Source organism: Corynebacterium rouxii (genome assembly GCF_902702935.1).
GTDB lineage: Bacteria > Actinomycetota > Actinomycetes > Mycobacteriales > Mycobacteriaceae > Corynebacterium > Corynebacterium rouxii.
In genome coordinates this window covers 1,953,314-1,969,477 of sequence record NZ_LR738855.1, presented here as the reverse complement: position 1 = coordinate 1,969,477, position 16,164 = coordinate 1,953,314, and the positions used below count along the sequence as shown (strand labels likewise).

Genomic DNA, 16,164 nt, shown 5'->3' with positions numbered 1-16,164 from the left:
CACGCTTCCCGATACCAAGATTCCAAGCTGGAAGAACTCGGCTACATCCCTGTTCAAGGCAAACACCTCGGACGCTTTGTGCTTTGTAAAGGATCTTAACGCCTGGCGCGCTCTTCAGTGGGCACGGTTTTCCAGAAGGCTAACCCCTTTCCCGCCATGTTTATCGCCGACAACGTGGTCGCTGGTCTGCGCCTAACCGGTGTGAAGGATAAAAAGCGTCTTGATAAACCAGGCGGTGGACTTTTCAGGTGGTCAGCAGCAACGACCATCAGCAGTTGAAGAAGGACTTCACCATTGTGATCGTGATTATGCAGCAGGCGGCACGTATTTCCGACTACACTGCCTTCTTTTCTTTGGAAGCAACCGGCAAATCAGGTTATGTTTTCTACGCCACATTCTCATCGATTCGGATAAAATCTGCAGGTCACAGCCTTGGGATGGAAAAGTTAACAGAGCGGCCGAGAAAGTTAACCTAGTGTTTACCTAAATGGCCCTTGGTGTCTACCTCGGGGTTCTAATCTAGGTTTCGTTGCCCACCACCGTGGGCGGTAGAACAATCCTAGTAAAGCGAAGGACCTGTTATGTCGAGCACCGTCACCGCAACCAAGCTTGATCTTCCTACCGCAGATCAGCTGATGAACGCGGCCGATGTGGCATTCAACAACATGTACGCACAGCGTGAGCGTCGAGCATTCAACCTCGTAGATTTTCTCACCTCGCCTTTCAAGCGCATGGGTGCTCACATGGAAGCTACGCTGGAAGCCCCATCTACATTGGGCGTATCCCACGCATAACTTATAGCGAATAAAGCAAGCCTCTTGGATAGTGGTATCCAAGAGGCTTTAGCCATTTTCGGGGGTGGCCCAGCTTTTAGTTCACACCAAATCGAGTGCAACTCCCTAGTTTTGCCGGATTTGGTGTGAAGTGCGGTGCAATCTCCCCCCTTAATCGGCTGGTTTGGGCCAGTCGTAGTTGGCGAATTGCTCTTCTAGTTGTGCAAAGCGGGCTTCCATCTCGTCGGGCTCGAAGCCGTCGTCACGCTTCTTTTTGTATTCCTCAGGCATAAGCCCCGTGGTGAGGTACACGATTTGTGCGGCCACGTTGACGGTGTGGTCGGCAAAGCGCTCGTAGTAGCGGGCGAGCAAGGTGACCTCGACAGCAGCGCGGGCGGAAAACGGCCATTCCTTCTTGGTCAGAAGCGTCATGATGTGTTCGTGGATGTCGTCGATGGCATCGTCGTCGGCGGCGAGCACGATGGCAACGTCTGCGTCGGGGTCGACAAGGACGCTGCGGGTTTTGTCTGACATTTCGGAGCACAGCCGTGCCATTTCGTGGAAGTATCCGCGGATAGGCTCTGGGACGACGAGGTCGGGGTGGCGGCGTCGTGCCATGCTGGCGATGTGCATGGCTAGGGAAGCCATGCGGTCGAAGTCCTCGATGATGTAGATCGAGGAAACAATTTGGCGGAGGTCGCGGGCGACGGGTGCTTCGAGGCTGAGAAGTTGGACGGCGCGTTTGGTGGCGCGGTTTTTTACTTCGTCGAGCTCATCGGAGAGGGAGAGCGCGTGCTGGGCGGATTGTAGTGATCCTTCCAGCAGGCCTGTCGACGCCCCCTCCACCACGGCGGCAACGGTGTCGCACATGGTGATCAGATCTTGTGCAAATGCGTCTAGATGCTCTCGATACGTTGTACGCATACGGCAACTATATAGGTGTTATCCGCCGGAGTGCATGATCTCTGCGCCTTCGGGCACCGTGGCGTCGTCGGGGTCGTCGAGCCAGCCGTCGGGGAGTGCAACTTTAGCGGGTGAGCCTTGGCGGCCGCGGGCGCTATCGGCATCGGCTGCGAGTGCATCGGAGTCTGCGAAGGGTGCGAGAACCTCGCGAAGCTCGGCAAGCGAGTTGATCCTAGCGAGTGCTCCGCGGAATTCACCGCCGACGGGGAACCCGCGCATGTACCAGCCCATGTGTTTGCGCATATCGCGGCAGGCTTTCTTTTCGCCGTCGTGCTCGGCGAGCAACTCTGCGTGACGGTAGATGATGCGGGTGACTTCTCCCAGGGTGGGTTCTGGGGGGAGTTCTTCGCCGCGCAGGGCTGCGGAGATTCCTGCGAATAGCCAGGGGCGGCCGAGGCAGCCGCGTCCGACGACAACGCCGTCGCAGCCGGAGGCGTCGAGCATGGCTTTGGCGTCTTCTGCTTTGAAGATGTCGCCGTTGCCAAGGACGGGGATCCCGGAGTCGCGCATGTGATTTTTGAGGGTACCGATAGCGTCCCAGTGGGCGTCGCCAGAGTATCGCTCTGCTGCGGTGCGGGCGTGCAAGGTAACGGCTGCGGCACCTTCTTCGGCGGCGATGCGTCCGGCATCGAGGTAGGTGAGGTGGTCGTCATCAATGCCCATGCGGAATTTTACGGTGACGGGGATGTCGGTTCCTTCGACACCTTTGACGGCCGCTGCGACGATGTTGCCAAATAGTCGACGTTTATAAGGTAGTGCGGATCCGCCACCGCGTTTGGTTACCTTGGGGACGGGGCAGCCAAAGTTCATGTCGATGTGGTCGGCCATGTTGTTCTCAGCGATCATCTTGGCGGCTTTGTAAGTGTATTCGGGGTCGACTGTGTACAGCTGCAAGGAGCGGATGTCCTCTTGCGGGCCGAAGGTGGTCATGTGGAGGGTTTTCTCGTTGCGTTCTACAAGGGCGCGAGCGGTGATCATCTCGCAGATGTAGAGTCCCGACACGGTTCCGGTGCGTTCTAGTTCTTGTTCTCTGCACAGGGTGCGAAACGCAATGTTGGTAACGCCTGCCATGGGGGCAAGCGCTACTACGGAGTCGAGTGCTAGGGAGCCGATCGTCAAAGTCACCTGCACTATTGTTCCCTCTCGGCTATGAGTGACACAAACGTGACCTGAGGCAGCACACGTGCGATGTGGGGGTGATATGGCGAAATTGTCTGTTTGAACTGCGTAGTCGCTAAAAAATAGCCGAAAATTGCCCATGTGTGGGGGTAAAAAATGTGCTTTAGTGAACTAGGCAACACGAAGAGAGGATCTTCGGTATTGTGGTGTCCGTAACTATATGCCGGTATCTCGGACGTTTTCACATTGAGGCGTTTAAAGTGCTGGTTATTAACCAAAAATCTGCCACATACTGCCTGCCTCTCCTTTGGCATGCACTGCGGCAGACGTTGTTGAGGAGGATTTAATGTCTGATCGTATTGCGAACGCTCAGCTTCGTGGCAAGGTTATGTCGGCTGAAGAGGCTGCGCAGTTTGTCAATCACGGTGACAAAGTAGGCGTGTCCGGATTCACCGGCGCTGGTTACCCGAAGGCTTTGCCTACTGCTATCGCCGAGCGTGCTAAAGAAGCACACGCGCGTGGCGACGAATACATGATCGACCTATTCACCGGTGCATCCACCGCACCAGATTGCGATGGCGTGCTCGCAGAGGCTGACGCGCTGCGCTTCCGCACCCCCTACCAGTCCGATCCGATCTTGCGTTCCAAGATTAACGACGGCACCACGCTGTATGCCGACTACCACCTCTCCGAGTCCGGCATCTACGTTGAGCAGGGCTTCTTTGGGCAGATGAACGTTGCCATCGTTGAGGCAGTTCGCATCACCGAAGAGGGCCACATCGTGCCATCCTCCTCAGTGGGTAACAACGTGGAATACCTCGACAACGCCGAGAAGATCATCATCGAGGTCAACTCTTGGCAGTCCGAGGAACTCGAAGGCATGGCGGATATCTACCGCATAAACAAGCTGCCTAACCGACAGCCGATCCCGATTACCGAGGCAGGCCAGCGAATCGGCACCACCTACATCGACATCGACCTGTCCAAGGTTGTTGCCGTCGTAGAAACCGATGCCCCCGACCGAAACGCACCATTTAAGCCACTGGATGAAACCTCTAAGCAGATCGCAGGCCACTTCCTCGACTTCCTCGAAGGCGAAGTCGCAGCAGGACGCTTGACTTACGACGGCTACGTGATGCAGTCCGGCGTGGGTAACGTGCCAAATGCTGTGATGGCAGGTCTGTTGGACTCCAAGTTTGAAAACATCAAGGCCTACACTGAGGTCATCCAAGACGGCATGGTCGACCTAATCGACGCAGGCAAGATGAGCGTTGCTTCCGCAACCTCCTTCTCGTTGTCCCCTGAGTACGCAGAGCGTATGAACGCAGAAGCAAAGAACTACGCCCAGAAGATCATTCTGCGTCCACAGCAGATCTCTAACCACCCAGAGGTCGTTCGCCGTCTCGGCCTTATCTGCACCAACGGACTTATCGAGGCCGATATCTACGGCAACGTCAACTCCACTAACGTCACCGGCTCCCGCATGATGAACGGCGTCGGCGGATCCGCAGACTTCACCCGCAACGGCTTTATCAGCTCCTTTATCACCCCATCGGTTGCCAAGAACGGCGACATCTCCGCATTCGTGCCATTCGTCTCCCACGTCGACCACACAGAGCAAGACGTCAAGGTTCTCATCTCCGAGTACGGTTACGCCGACCTGCGTGGACTGGCACCACGTCAGCGTGTAGAAAAGATCATCGCAATCGCACACCCTGACTACCGACCACTCCTGCAGGACTACTACGATCGCGCCCTGGCATTTGCCAAGGAAAAGAAGATCATGCAGACCCCACACCTGCTGGGCGAAGCACTGAGCTTCCACCAGCGTTTCCAAGAGACTGGTTCCATGAAGAAGTAATCTCCTTCAACACCAACGGGGGCCGGTACCATCACAGATCCAGTGAAGGTACCGGCCCCCGTTGTCATACAACAAGCTAGGACAAATGCGTAACCACCACAACGCTGCGCTCGGGGAGCGCGCCGGGTAGGGGCTCATGCACCAGCATGTGGAGTAGGCGCCGGCCGTCGGCGTCGTCGATGTGGGCGGTAGGTTCGTCGAGAAGCACAATAGGTGCAGTCGAACACAATGCGCGGGCGAGTAGGAGGCGGCGGCGTTGACCACTCGAGATGGATTCCGCTCCATCATTGAGAATGGTGTCGAGGCCGTCGTGGGTATCGAGCCACGGGCCTAGACCTACAGCGCGGGCGGTGGCATACATGAGCTCGTCGGTGGCATCAGGACACGCTACGAGGATGTTTTCGCGAATGCTTGTGGCAAAGATGTAGCCGTCTTCGGCAAACAGCCGCGTCCATGTTCGCAGGCTTTGTGTGTCTTTGTGGCCTGCGATTGTGACCGATCCAGAAACCACGGGGCTAAGCCCTGCGATGGTACGCAACAGTGTTGTTTTGCCGCAGCCGCTCGGGCCTCGAATCACATGGCGTTGACCGAACTCGAGGTCAAAGTTCCACGTGTTGTCGCCCCAGGCGCAGGTCAGATCCTGCACGCGCAGGGTGGGAGACTCGGCCGCGTTGGCGATGCCAGGTGCCGGGAAGTGCACCGCTTGCTCCATAAAAGCTGTCATTCGCTGCGCCGCTTTGGTGCCGATCACATGATGTGTTGCGGCTTCGACAAGCGGCGCGTGGGATTCGAACGCGGACATTGCGAGTAGAACGAGCATGCCAAGCCACATGGGCGATCCTTGGTAAAAGTGCAGTCCTAGCCATGTGATCAGCACGAGCGTGCAACCAGAAATCGCGACCACGGTGGCGTCGATAGCCGCGAGGCGTTTAAGCCTGTTAGCGCTGACTGTTGCCATATTCTGAGAATCTGCGACCACGCGGGCGTTTCTGCGTTGCTTAAGTCCTGCCGCCTGAAACTCCACGCGGTGATTGAGCACCGCGTCTAAAGATTCATCTAGCTGATCTCGCGCTGCGACTTCCGCAGTATGGACTGCTTGCCACCGATCCGAACTCACCCAGCGCGGGATCACCACGCCGGTGAGCAACAATCCGAGCGCCAACACCAATCCCGCGAAGGGCAATAAGCACACAGCTCCTGCAACAGCGAGCACGCTGAGTACGATAGCCACCCCGCGAGGTACGATGCTGCGCACGATGAGATCAGTGACGCGTTGAGCGTCGGCACCAAGTGCACGCTGTGCCTCAACGTCAGGAGTATTTCCTTGGGAAACCGCAGCTTGGAATACTTGTACGCGCAGGCTGCTCAGTGCGGACAACGCATAGCGGTGGGTGACAATGCGATCAACGTAGCGCATGACGGAACGCGATAATCCCAAGGCCCGCACAGCAGTAATCGCAACTGCAAGATCAAGGATCGGCGGAGCCTGCCACGCGCGGGTAATCAACCACCCAGAGAGCACCATGAGCCCTAGGGAACTCAGCAAAGTCAGCGAAGCAATAGCAATCGCGCCGGCAAGGGCACGGCGGGAAACATGCTGAAATAACAATTCGGTGGGTTTCATAGAACAATCACCTGGTCGGCGTAGGCGCTATTGGCAAGGTCGTGGGTCGCTACGATCACCGTGGCACCGTGGCGGGCAAGGCCGCGGATGTGCTCCCACATTTTCCGCGCGGTTTCAGGGTCTACGTGGGCGGTGGGTTCGTCGAAAAGGTACACGGCGCACTCCTGCGAGCAGGTGCGTGCGAAAGCCAAGCGTTCTATCTGCCCACTCGATAGGCCCTCGCCTTGGTAGGTCACGGTGTGAGAAAGCGGAATATCGAATCCGATTGTGTGTAACAACGCTGTAGCAGTGTCCCGATCACGCGGTCCCAACAACGAGAGGTTGTCAACCAGCGTTCCCGTACACAGGGCAGGGCGCGCCGGGAGGTATCCGATGTTGCGCGGCGTAGCAATCGTGCCTTCGTAATCGATCATGCCCATGATGGCGAGCAGCGTGGTGGATTTGCCACAGCCGTTGCTACCAATGAGCGTTGTGATTTCTCCAGGGCGGGCAGTAAAACTCAAGTCGCGTGGTCGTATGCCATCGCGGCCATGCACGCTGAGCTTATCGACGTTCACCTCACCGCCCGCAGCAATCGTTGCAGCATTCATCGGGGTAACGTAGGCGGTCTGAGGTGTGGATTCGATAAGGCCCAGCGCTGTTTCTACTGCTGTCATGCCATCAGCAGAGGAATGGTAGGCGGCGCCCACTGCCCGTAGTGGGTTATACACCTCCGGTGCCAAAATCAATGCGATAAGACCTGCATGGAGCGTCATGGAGGAATCTACCAAGCGTACGCCGATGCTTACCGCTACAAGTGCTACCGAAAGCGTGGCCACAAATTCCAGTGCAAAAGATGACAGGAAAGCAAGCCGCAGCACAGTCATCGTCGCCGCAGCGTGCTGGCGCCCGCTATGTCGTACTTGGGCTTGAGCCGCAGAAGTATCACCAATTTCTTGGAGTGTGCGAGCCCCACGTAACAAATCAATGATATGCCTATCCAACACCTGAGCACGATGTAACCGCTGCTTCGTTTGATCTCGCGTCAACGTCCCGATCAAAATCATAAAAATAGGGATCAGCACGAGAGTGACCACGGCAAGCACCGCCGAGCGGACGTCGATAAGCGCGATAACGACCAGCACAATCGGCGTAGAAATTCCCGAAGCCAACGCTGCCGGAATATACGCCGACAAATACGGGCGTAGCCCCTCAACACTTTCTGGGCCCGCCCCCAACACCACTTTCCATCGACTGCTGTTTTCCTGCACCACCCTAGGATCCGTAGCATTCAGCGCCGTTAACGTGCGGGAACGTACATCTGTGATCACAGCGCCAGCCCCCGTTGCCGACCACCAGCGCTGCGCCCACGCCATCGCACTCACACCGATAACACTGATCACCAACACCGCAGCCCATGTGCCAACATGAGGCATAGGATCCGGCCACTGCTCAATAGTGCCCGCGACCAAGAAGCCCACAGAAAGACCGCGCCCCACGACGAACACCACGGACGCTACCTGAATAACAGCAGCAACCATAATGAACGTTCGCGCGGGACGAATCAACGATAAAAACCGGGTGTTCACACGCGCACTCGTTGCCTAAAGACCCAGTACGTCCAGCTCTGATACAGCAACACCAGAGGCGTGACAAGTACAGCAGCCCACGTCATCATCGTGAGTGTGTACTGCGAAGAGGACGCATTGTAAATGGTCAAGCTGGTGCCGTCGGCAAGCGTGGTGGGCATCAAGTTCGGGAACAATGATCCAAACAACACAGCTGCAACACAAAGGATAACCACCGAGGTTGCGGCAAATGCCCAACCGTCACGATTGCCACGAATACCTACCGCCGCAACGACCAAGCCAACCACTGCGATGAGCAACGGTGCCCACGTCCAGCCGCGGCCATGTGCGAGCTGAGTCCACACCAAAAATACTGCGCCCACAACTGCCGCCGGAATAAACAACCGACCAGCCAAGGAACCCATGACCGTAATCTCAGTCTTAAGCTTGAGGAACAACGCACCATGCAGTAAAAAGACCAGCACAAACGCCACGCCACCGAGCAAACCGAAGGGGTTCAGCAATGCGATAAGCCCAGTCAGGCTGGAATCAATATGGAACGAAGAATCAATAGCCACGCCATGAACAACATTGGCAAATGCCACGCCCCACAACAAGGCGGGAACCCAGCTACCGATACCGATGCCGATGTCGCAACGATCACGCCACACATCAGTATCAACCTTGCCGCGCCACTCCAATGCAGCACCGCGTAGAATCAGCCCGATCAAGATGAGGAATAGCGGCAGGTAGAAACCCGAAAACATGGTGGCGTACCACTCTGGAAACGCAGCAAAAAGAGCGCCACCAGCGGTAATGAGCCACACTTCGTTGCCGTCCCACACAGGTCCAATGGCTTTAATCGCAGCGGTACGTTCCTGCTTGCTCAAAAAGGGAAGCAGCATGCCCACGCCGAAGTCAAAGCCTTCGAGGACAAAGTAACCAGCGAATAGAACCGCAACTAACACAAACCACACTGTTTGAAGATCCATGATCGTGTTACTCCTTACCGTCCGTAGCGTGAGCGCCGAGGTGCAATAGATCATCGGCAGGGGATTCGGCGTGATCACCGCTGTGAGGGCCATAGCCAAGCATGCTCGAGGAGTCCTCGCTGGCACCTGCTACAACCTTCTTCTTCATCAGCCAGAACCACACGCAGGCAAGCGAACCGTAAACAACGGTGAAACCAATCAAGGATGTCCACACGACCCACGTTGGATGCGAAGAAACACCGAAGTCAACGATCAAATGAATGAGGTCTTCGCCATCGGGACTGCCAGGAATAGCTTCAGGGTTTGGAGCAACGATCCATGGTTGACGACCCATCTCTGTAAAGACCCAACCAGCGGAGTTAGCTAAGAACGGGAACGGCACAGCGATAAGAGCTGCGGTACCCAACCAGCGCAGTTGCGGAATGCGACCCTTGCGAGTCATCCATAAACCAACGATCGCCAACACTACCGACGCCGCCATCAGGCCGATCATTGCGCGGAACGACCAGTAGGTGACAAACAAGTTTGGAACGTAGTTGCCAGGACCGTACAAAGCCTCGTACTTTTCCTGCAGCTGATTAACACCCTCAAGGGTGACACCACTGAGCTTGTTCTGCGACAAAATACTGAGCACGCCCGGCACGTCGATCAAGTGCTTTACGGACTCGCAGTTGTTGTGCGTACCTACCGAGAGCACCGAGAACGAAGGATCGAGCTCTGTCTCGCACAGTGATTCCGCAGCAGCCATTTTCATGGGCTGCTGAACAAACATCAGCTTGCCTTGGATATCACCGGTGAGCGACAAACCCGCTACGCTTGCGAGTGTGGTCCATGCGCCAAGGCGGAAATTCTTACGCCAAAAGGCGGCATCTTCTGTTCGCTGTGCTCGACGCTCACGAATCATCCACCAGCCGGCGATACCAGCAACAAAAGTGCCACCGGTGAGCAGGGAACCGGTCACCGCATGTGGCCATGCAGCCAGCGCCGTAGGGTTAGCCAGCAGCTTGCCTAGCGACACGAGCTCGGCGCGACCAGTCTCTGGATTAAACCGTGCACCGACGGGGTGCTGCATAAACGAGTTGGCCACGATGATGAAGTAAGCCGATACGTTGACGGCGATCGCAACTAGCCAAATCGACGCCAAGTGGACAGCCTTGGGGAGCCGCCCCCAACCAAAAATCCACAATCCTAGGAATGTGGACTCGATGAAGAAGGCAATCAAGCCTTCGAGCGCAAGAGGTGCGCCGAATACGTCTCCCACAAAGCGGGAGTACTCGCTCCAGTTCATGCCGAATTGGAACTCTTGAACAATGCCAGTGACTACGCCCATGGCGAAGTTCACGAGAAAAAGTGTGCCAAAGAACTTTGTGGACCGAAGCCACATGTCTTTCTTGGTAATAAACCAAGCAGTTTGCATCGCTGCGACGATCGGAGCCAAGCCGATTGTCAGCGGTACGAAAAGAAAGTGGTACACAGTCGTAATACCGAACTGCCACCGTGAAACATCCACTAAGTCCATCAGAGGAGAACTTTCTGCGATTATTCGAGGTCACCATGATGGCATGCACACGACACGAGGGGATGACGGCTTGGCGGCCATTCGTACCTACTGCACGCCCATGGGGACCCACACCCAAACCAACGTGAGGTGCGTAAATATATAGTCGGTTGTTTTCTTAGAAAGTTCCTACAAAGAGGGATAGATAACATTTCCGCTACGCGTCGAAAAGTGTGCAAAAGTGGAGGATTGTTCGAAAAAATATGCTGTAAGATGGGGTTATATTAAATATTTTCATTTTTGCCTACCGCGAGCGGCTACCCCTTTTAGGAGTCCATCTTTTCTTAAGGTTGCGGAGGTGTTGTGTCACTTGGGGCTCGTGATCTGAGCGGGTAAATCTGCACTCTGGAGGGGGTGGGTGGAGCTGTATTGTCGTTAAAATTGGTGAGTGTGACGTGCGGATTAGGTGCCTTTGGAAAAACGCGGTACAATGCTCCTCGTACTATTCAGTAAGCGCAACGCTTAATGAATGTGCTGTGGGCCTTTAGCTCAGTTGGTAGAGCTACGGACTTTTAATCCGCAGGTCCCGGGTTCGAGCCCCGGAGGGCCCACAAATAAAACAGGTCAGACGTTTTAAGCGTCTGGCCTGTTTTGCATCTTTTGGATCGAAGTGCGGGTTAAGTAGCAAAAACCCCTTAGAAAAGCTACTGAGCATCTTCAACACCGTGGTGTTTCTCGTCTGAAGGAAATATTTTGCACAGCATACAAAGCATGGAGGCTAGGAGCCAGGCACTGACGGCGTTGCTTCGGGCACGATGGAATTTCGTTTCGGATCAGCAGATAAAGGAACCTACAGGCAAGGACTTCTTCTCACAGTACCTGGGCAAAAACTATCCAACCTGACACACGTCTAATTCTCATATGCCGAGTTAGAGAGGGGGCGTGGCTCTTATGCTCGCATGGGGTGTAAACGGTAAGGTGAGAGGGCCTCAACTTCGCAGACTTAGGTGTTGAGACCACTCCATTAGTACCTTTATCTCAAGGGTTGGGTTCCACTATGGCTTTAGCGAAGTAAACATTCAAGAAGGAAAAACGGACTGATCACATGACGCAACGCCTCCAGCTCACCTGGTACAACAAAGACAAAGCGCTCATCCCTACAGAGACCGGTAAGTACGGCTACACGTGGGTTGATCCGTCCGATCCCCGCTATTGCGAGACCCATACCCTTATCTTCGATGACTATGTGCAGGGCGCGCAGACTCCGAAGTCGGACGAGTTTGAATACTCTGAGCGCGCTGATCTGCAACCACAGGATGACAACCTGTTGATTCTTGGTGAATCAGGCGACGTTCTCGAAGCCCTTACCCGAGTGCCCGAGCTGGCCGAAAAGTATGTAGGCAAGGTCAAGCTGATCTACATTGATCCGCCTTTCAATACCGCCCAGACCTTTGCGAATTACGAAGACAACTTAGAGCACTCCGTCTGGCTGACCATGATGCGCGACCGGCTGCTGCACATGAAAAAGCTGCTTGCCGACGACGGCTCGATCTGGGTGCATCTGGATGACGTGGAGAATCACCGCATGCGCCTGCTTCTCGACGAAGTGTTTGGTGCACGCAATTTTGTTACGGAAGTGTGCTGGGAGAAAGCCTACGCAGCAAGCAATAATGCTTCGGGAATTCCGATGGTGACAGATAGTGTGCTGGTTTATCAGCAGTCAGATTTTTTCCGGCGAAACAAGTTACCTCGCACCGCAGCAATGGACGCACGGTATTCGAATCCCGATAATTCCATCAGGGGGCCGTGGAAACAAGATAATAAGAGCGCGCGTCACAATATATCGAAACGTCAACACCCCGGTGTATATGGGATTCAGCACCCAGTGACTGGAGAAATGGTTTATCCCGCAAAAGCTTCAAACTGGCGATTTGAACAACCAGAGATGCTGAGGATTATGCGCGAATGGGCTGACTACGAACTGGGTGAAACAAATGAAGCAGAGCTTGCGGCTCGGAAAGAAATCGAAGGACCGTCGGTCGAACTAAGAACTGATATTAAGCCCCTAGTTATTAGGGACTGGTCCCCCAAGGTCTCCGATTCTTCGATCGAACGATACAAACAGGGGAATTGGCCAGTTTATTATCCTGCTTCGGAGGGCTTTGGAGGATTCCAAAGAAAGATTTATCTTGCGGATGTTGAAGGAACTGTCCCTAAGAACTTATTTACCCACCAAGAAGTTGGCCACAATGACTCTGCAAAAAAGGAAATTCAAGCCCTATTTCCTAAAACGGTCGCTTTTTCTACTCCTAAACCTGAGCGTCTCCTCGAACGCATCATTCACATCGGCTCGAACCCTGGAGATATCGTGCTGGATGTTTTTGCTGGATCAGGTACGACGGCGGCGGTAGCTCAGAAGATGGGGCGTCGTTGGGTAACATGTGAGCTCTTGGAATCGACGTTTGCTACGTTCACACGCCCACGTTTAGAAATGGTGGTAAGAGATCAAGACGCTGGTGGTGTCACTTATACGAAAGACCGAGTCTTGAAACCGTCTTCCATTCTTCCTGAGAAGTTTGAGACGAAGGATCTTCAACAAGCTACAAAGCTGCTAAACGCTGTATCCAAAGATCCTGACATTTCTGACGACGATGTCGCGGCAATTAAGGCCGTGAAGCGATTACTTGCCACTAGTCCGTCGAAAACTCGGAACTGGCGTGGCGGTGGTGGTTTCCACGTTGCACACCTCTCACCCGCCTGTTTCGATTACGACCCCGGTTTAGATCGTGTGATGTTGACTGCTGAGGCTACCGGTCAGGTTTTGATCGACTCCGTGGCTGCTAATCTTGGTTTTACGTTGCTTCATGCAGATGACGATTATATCTTCGACGGGCGCCGGGGTAACGCGCTGTTGAAGGTAGTAGAGGGAGTAGCCACGATTGAGTTGGTGGACTCGCTGACATCTCATGTTCAGCCTGGGGAGACAATTGTGCTGGCCGCAACGGCTGTGATGGACGGAGTGCGTCAGCATCTGCGCAGGGCGGTGAAAGGCTCGCGGGTGGTCGCTCTGCCTGATGATATTTTTCGCTACAGCGAAGGCGGTAACAAGTAATGGCAACCCGGCTCAACATCAGTTTTGACTCCGATTTGCTCGAGTCGATCAGTTCCGAGTTTGATTTGCGTGCCCCGAACAAGGAAGCGCTGCGTCAGCTGGTCTTTACACTTGACGGGGATTATGAACCGTCGATAATGCAAGTGCTTAATCTAGCAACGGGCGTGGGCAAGACCTATTTGATGGCTGCTTTCGTGGAGTACCTTCGCCGCCAAGGCGTAGGCAACGTTGTGATAGTGACTCCGGGTAAAACGGTTCAGGTCAAAACAGTCCAGAACTTTACGCCTGGCTCGCCTCGCTACATCACCGGTTCTGTTGTGCCGCCGGAGGTTGTTACCCCACAGGATTATTCGGCATGGGTAGCTAGACAAAATGGTGCTGCTCAGCTGTCTTTTGGTCGTGAAGTGCCAATATTGGCGTTTATCTTCAACATTCAGCAGCTCATCGCGCCGAAGTCCACTGAAGGTGACACGCATGGTAATACGCAAGACGCAATGCGTCGTAAGCCCCGCCGTTTCGACGAGAACGCAGGTGTGCTCTTCGACTACCTGAAGAGCCTCGATGATCTGGTTGTGATCGCCGATGAGTCACACCTTTACGGGTCCAGTGCAATCGCGTTTAACGCAGCGCTCAAGGAGCTAGATCCGGCGGCAACGATTGGGCTAACCGCTTCGGTTGATAAGAAGTCCGATCATGTCATTTACCAATACCCGCTCTTCCGTGCCATTCAGGATAAGTATGTTAAAGCCCCAGTGCTAGCTTTCCGTAAGACGGGTTATGGCACCGATGAAGCATCTGAGGAACAGCAGTTGCGGGATGCTTTACAGTTGCGGTCAATCAAGCAGGCCTATTATGACTCCTTTGCTGCCAGCGAGAACCGAAAGCATGTGAACGCGGTAGTTTTTGTGGTCTGCTCAGATGTGGACCATGCCACCCAAGTGACTGAGTTACTTCGTAGTCCGGAATATTTGGGTAGCGACGATGCTGTGTTGCAGGTTGACTCGAAGCATGAGGATGAACGTACTCAACGTCGGCTGAATGAGCTTGATCGTCCGAATTCCCCTGTGCTTGCTGTAGTGAGTGTGAACAAACTTAAAGAGGGGTGGGATGTTAAGAACATCGCGGTCGTGGTGACATTGAGAGCGATGGCTTCAGAAGTGCTCACCCAACAGACGATGGGGCGAGGGTTGCGATTGCCGTTTGGACGTTACACGGGCGTGTGGCAGATTGACCAGCTTGACATCATTGCCCACCAGTCCTTTACTGAGCTGCTGAACGCGGAGAATGTTCTCCAACAGTTTGGTTTGGAAGAAGCTGTCGCCGATCTTGACAAGGCACAAGTCGAAGCGGCGATTCTCAAGGCCGCCGAAACTGCTACCTCTCCAAGAATGGGTACCTCTTTGACAGACACCGGTGTCATGCAAACAGGCGACGTGGCTCCTCACGAAGCCGGTGTATGGCCTATCGGAGATAGCGTCAACGGTGATGATTTACAGGCAGGAATAGTGCCCGTCGGCGGAGAAAACTTTACCAGAACGCCAAGTGTGGGAGTACGTGAAATAACCAATTCCGCTCCGGAAGGTGGCACGGGATGGGAGCTAATCTCGATTGAACGAAATCCGGCGTTCGCAGATGTCACGTATCAGTTCCCGGTGACGACGATGACCGTGCAGCAGCCATCTATTGACCTCTCGGAGATCGGTGACGACACTATTAACCAGGCCGCCCGCCGAGTGACCTCAGCTGGCGATGTGTTGCTTCGCAAAGAGATTATTGCGATGTTAGGAAAGAAACTACGCGCGGAGGATCGTGAGAGTGCCGAGGTAGATTCCGTCCATGTCGACGATGATGATGCAAAGAATGCACTAGTTAAACTGGTGCTGAATATGCCGTTGGTGCCTAAAACGGAGCAGACGGCTCGTTATGTAGCCACATTCCTCGTACCGAAGTTTATGCAATCGGTGATGTTTAGTGGTTGGACGGTGAAGTCTTTGGATTCGGCGCGCACTGAGCTCCTCAAACTCATCCAGAATTATACCGTTGAGACGTTGCGTTCCACCCGCGAGGTGCCGAGCATTCACCCGAAGCCGATGCCTAGTAATGGTTATACGTTGCCGCTGGGGCAGAAGGTGCATGATCAGATTGAGACACGTGAGCAGTTCGTACGTGGCCAGGTGTATGGGGGCTGGTTCAAGTCGTTGTTCGCTGAGGAATCTTTTGACTCCTTCACCGGCGAGTACCAGCTGGCGCGCTTACTGAACACTTCGCCGGGGATTGTGTGGTGGCATCGGCTGCATCCACAAGACCAAGCGTTTGTGTTTTACAATGCTAAGGATCGCTACTTTCCAGACTTTGTCGCTATGGATGTTAACGGAGTGCACTGGATCATCGAAGGGAAATCGGAGCGCGGCCGCGACGACGCTCAGGTACAGGCCAAACGCAAAGCAGCCGAAGCGCTGGTGCGCCGCCTAGTAGCTGAGGATGCCTACGCCGATCAGCTTTGGGGCTATTTGATAGCCTACGAGCAAGACACAGCCCGTGCTGACTCTTGGGAAGACTTGAAAGCCTTCGCTAGCCCAGTCAACAATGCCCTGTAGCAGCATAACCGCCACACCGAAGCGTTCCTCCATGGTCTTTTGTGTGGTTAAGTTTTCGAGAAGGAAGTTGGCACGGCC

At 54.6% G+C, this 16,164-nt stretch carries 10 protein-coding genes, 1 tRNA gene and 1 pseudogene; 6 read left to right on the top strand and 6 right to left on the bottom strand.

Going from position 1 to position 16,164, the window contains the following annotated elements; genetic code table 11:
• Positions 1–108: 108 nt before the first annotated feature.
• Positions 109–377, top strand: a pseudogene (pstB, locus tag CIP100161_RS09715) (phosphate ABC transporter ATP-binding protein); the annotation flags it as partial.
• Between the two features lie 204 nt (positions 378–581).
• On the top strand, positions 582–794 hold the full coding sequence (locus CIP100161_RS09710) for a hypothetical protein (protein WP_155873964.1): 213 nt from the start codon (positions 582–584) through the stop codon (positions 792–794).
• Positions 795–944: 150 nt separating this feature from the next.
• Here the strand turns inward: CIP100161_RS09710 and phoU are convergent, their stop codons facing one another.
• Positions 945–1,697 (bottom strand): phosphate signaling complex protein PhoU, encoded by a 753-nt coding sequence (phoU, locus tag CIP100161_RS09705; protein WP_155873962.1) that lies wholly within the window; start codon positions 1,695–1,697, stop codon positions 945–947.
• Positions 1,698–1,715: 18 nt separating this feature from the next.
• Positions 1,716–2,861, bottom strand: a complete 1,146-nt coding sequence (dusB, locus tag CIP100161_RS09700; protein WP_155873960.1) for a tRNA dihydrouridine synthase DusB — start codon at positions 2,859–2,861, stop codon at positions 1,716–1,718.
• A 340-nt stretch (positions 2,862–3,201) separates the two neighbouring features.
• Here dusB and CIP100161_RS09695 point away from each other — a divergent pair, with 340 nt between their 5' ends.
• Positions 3,202–4,716, top strand: coding sequence for an acetyl-CoA hydrolase/transferase family protein (locus tag CIP100161_RS09695; protein WP_155873957.1), 1,515 nt, complete (start codon positions 3,202–3,204; stop codon positions 4,714–4,716).
• Positions 4,717–4,792: 76 nt separating this feature from the next.
• On the opposite strand, the gene cydC is transcribed toward CIP100161_RS09695, so the two are convergent.
• From cydC to CIP100161_RS09675, 4 genes are read right to left on the bottom strand one after another with little or no spacing between them, the layout of a single operon-like run.
• Positions 4,793–6,340, bottom strand: a complete 1,548-nt coding sequence (cydC, locus tag CIP100161_RS09690; protein WP_155873955.1) for a thiol reductant ABC exporter subunit CydC — start codon at positions 6,338–6,340, stop codon at positions 4,793–4,795.
• A complete protein-coding gene (locus CIP100161_RS09685; RefSeq protein WP_155873953.1) occupies positions 6,337–7,908 on the bottom strand; it encodes an ABC transporter ATP-binding protein/permease in 1,572 nt (523 codons plus the stop codon). The genes cydC and CIP100161_RS09685 overlap by 4 nt, the downstream gene beginning before the upstream one ends.
• On the bottom strand, positions 7,905–8,879 hold the full coding sequence (gene cydB / locus CIP100161_RS09680) for a cytochrome d ubiquinol oxidase subunit II (protein WP_155873951.1): 975 nt from the start codon (positions 8,877–8,879) through the stop codon (positions 7,905–7,907). The genes CIP100161_RS09685 and cydB overlap by 4 nt, the downstream gene beginning before the upstream one ends.
• A gap of 7 nt (positions 8,880–8,886) precedes the next feature.
• Positions 8,887–10,398: a cytochrome ubiquinol oxidase subunit I gene (locus CIP100161_RS09675; protein ID WP_166443169.1), complete on the bottom strand. Its 1,512-nt coding sequence runs from the start codon at positions 10,396–10,398 to the stop codon at positions 8,887–8,889.
• 517 nt (positions 10,399–10,915) lie between these two features.
• Here CIP100161_RS09675 and CIP100161_RS09670 point away from each other — a divergent pair.
• From CIP100161_RS09670 to CIP100161_RS09660, 3 genes are all read left to right on the top strand, one after another.
• Positions 10,916–10,988: transfer RNA gene (locus CIP100161_RS09670), tRNA-Lys, on the top strand.
• 494 nt (positions 10,989–11,482) lie between these two features.
• Positions 11,483–13,489 (top strand): site-specific DNA-methyltransferase, encoded by a 2,007-nt coding sequence (locus CIP100161_RS09665; protein ID WP_155873947.1) that lies wholly within the window; start codon positions 11,483–11,485, stop codon positions 13,487–13,489.
• Entirely contained in the window at positions 13,489–16,086 is a 2,598-nt protein-coding gene (locus CIP100161_RS09660) for a DEAD/DEAH box helicase (protein ID WP_155873945.1), read from the top strand. Before CIP100161_RS09665 ends, CIP100161_RS09660 begins: the two co-directional genes overlap by 1 nt.
• Positions 16,087–16,164: the final 78 nt, after the last annotated feature.

Coding starts and splice junctions, on each gene's coding strand:
- CIP100161_RS09675 (WP_166443169.1), bottom strand. CDS start 10,398: ATGGACTTAGTGGATGTTTCACGGTGGCAGTTCGGTATTACGACTGTG.
- CIP100161_RS09660 (WP_155873945.1), top strand. CDS start 13,489: ATGGCAACCCGGCTCAACATCAGTTTTGACTCCGATTTGCTCGAGTCG.
- CIP100161_RS09665 (WP_155873947.1), top strand. CDS start 11,483: ATGACGCAACGCCTCCAGCTCACCTGGTACAACAAAGACAAAGCGCTC.
- phoU (WP_155873962.1), bottom strand. CDS start 1,697: ATGCGTACAACGTATCGAGAGCATCTAGACGCATTTGCACAAGATCTG.
- cydB (WP_155873951.1), bottom strand. CDS start 8,879: ATGGATCTTCAAACAGTGTGGTTTGTGTTAGTTGCGGTTCTATTCGCT.
- CIP100161_RS09710 (WP_155873964.1), top strand. CDS start 582: ATGTCGAGCACCGTCACCGCAACCAAGCTTGATCTTCCTACCGCAGAT.
- CIP100161_RS09695 (WP_155873957.1), top strand. CDS start 3,202: ATGTCTGATCGTATTGCGAACGCTCAGCTTCGTGGCAAGGTTATGTCG.
- cydC (WP_155873955.1), bottom strand. CDS start 6,340: ATGAAACCCACCGAATTGTTATTTCAGCATGTTTCCCGCCGTGCCCTT.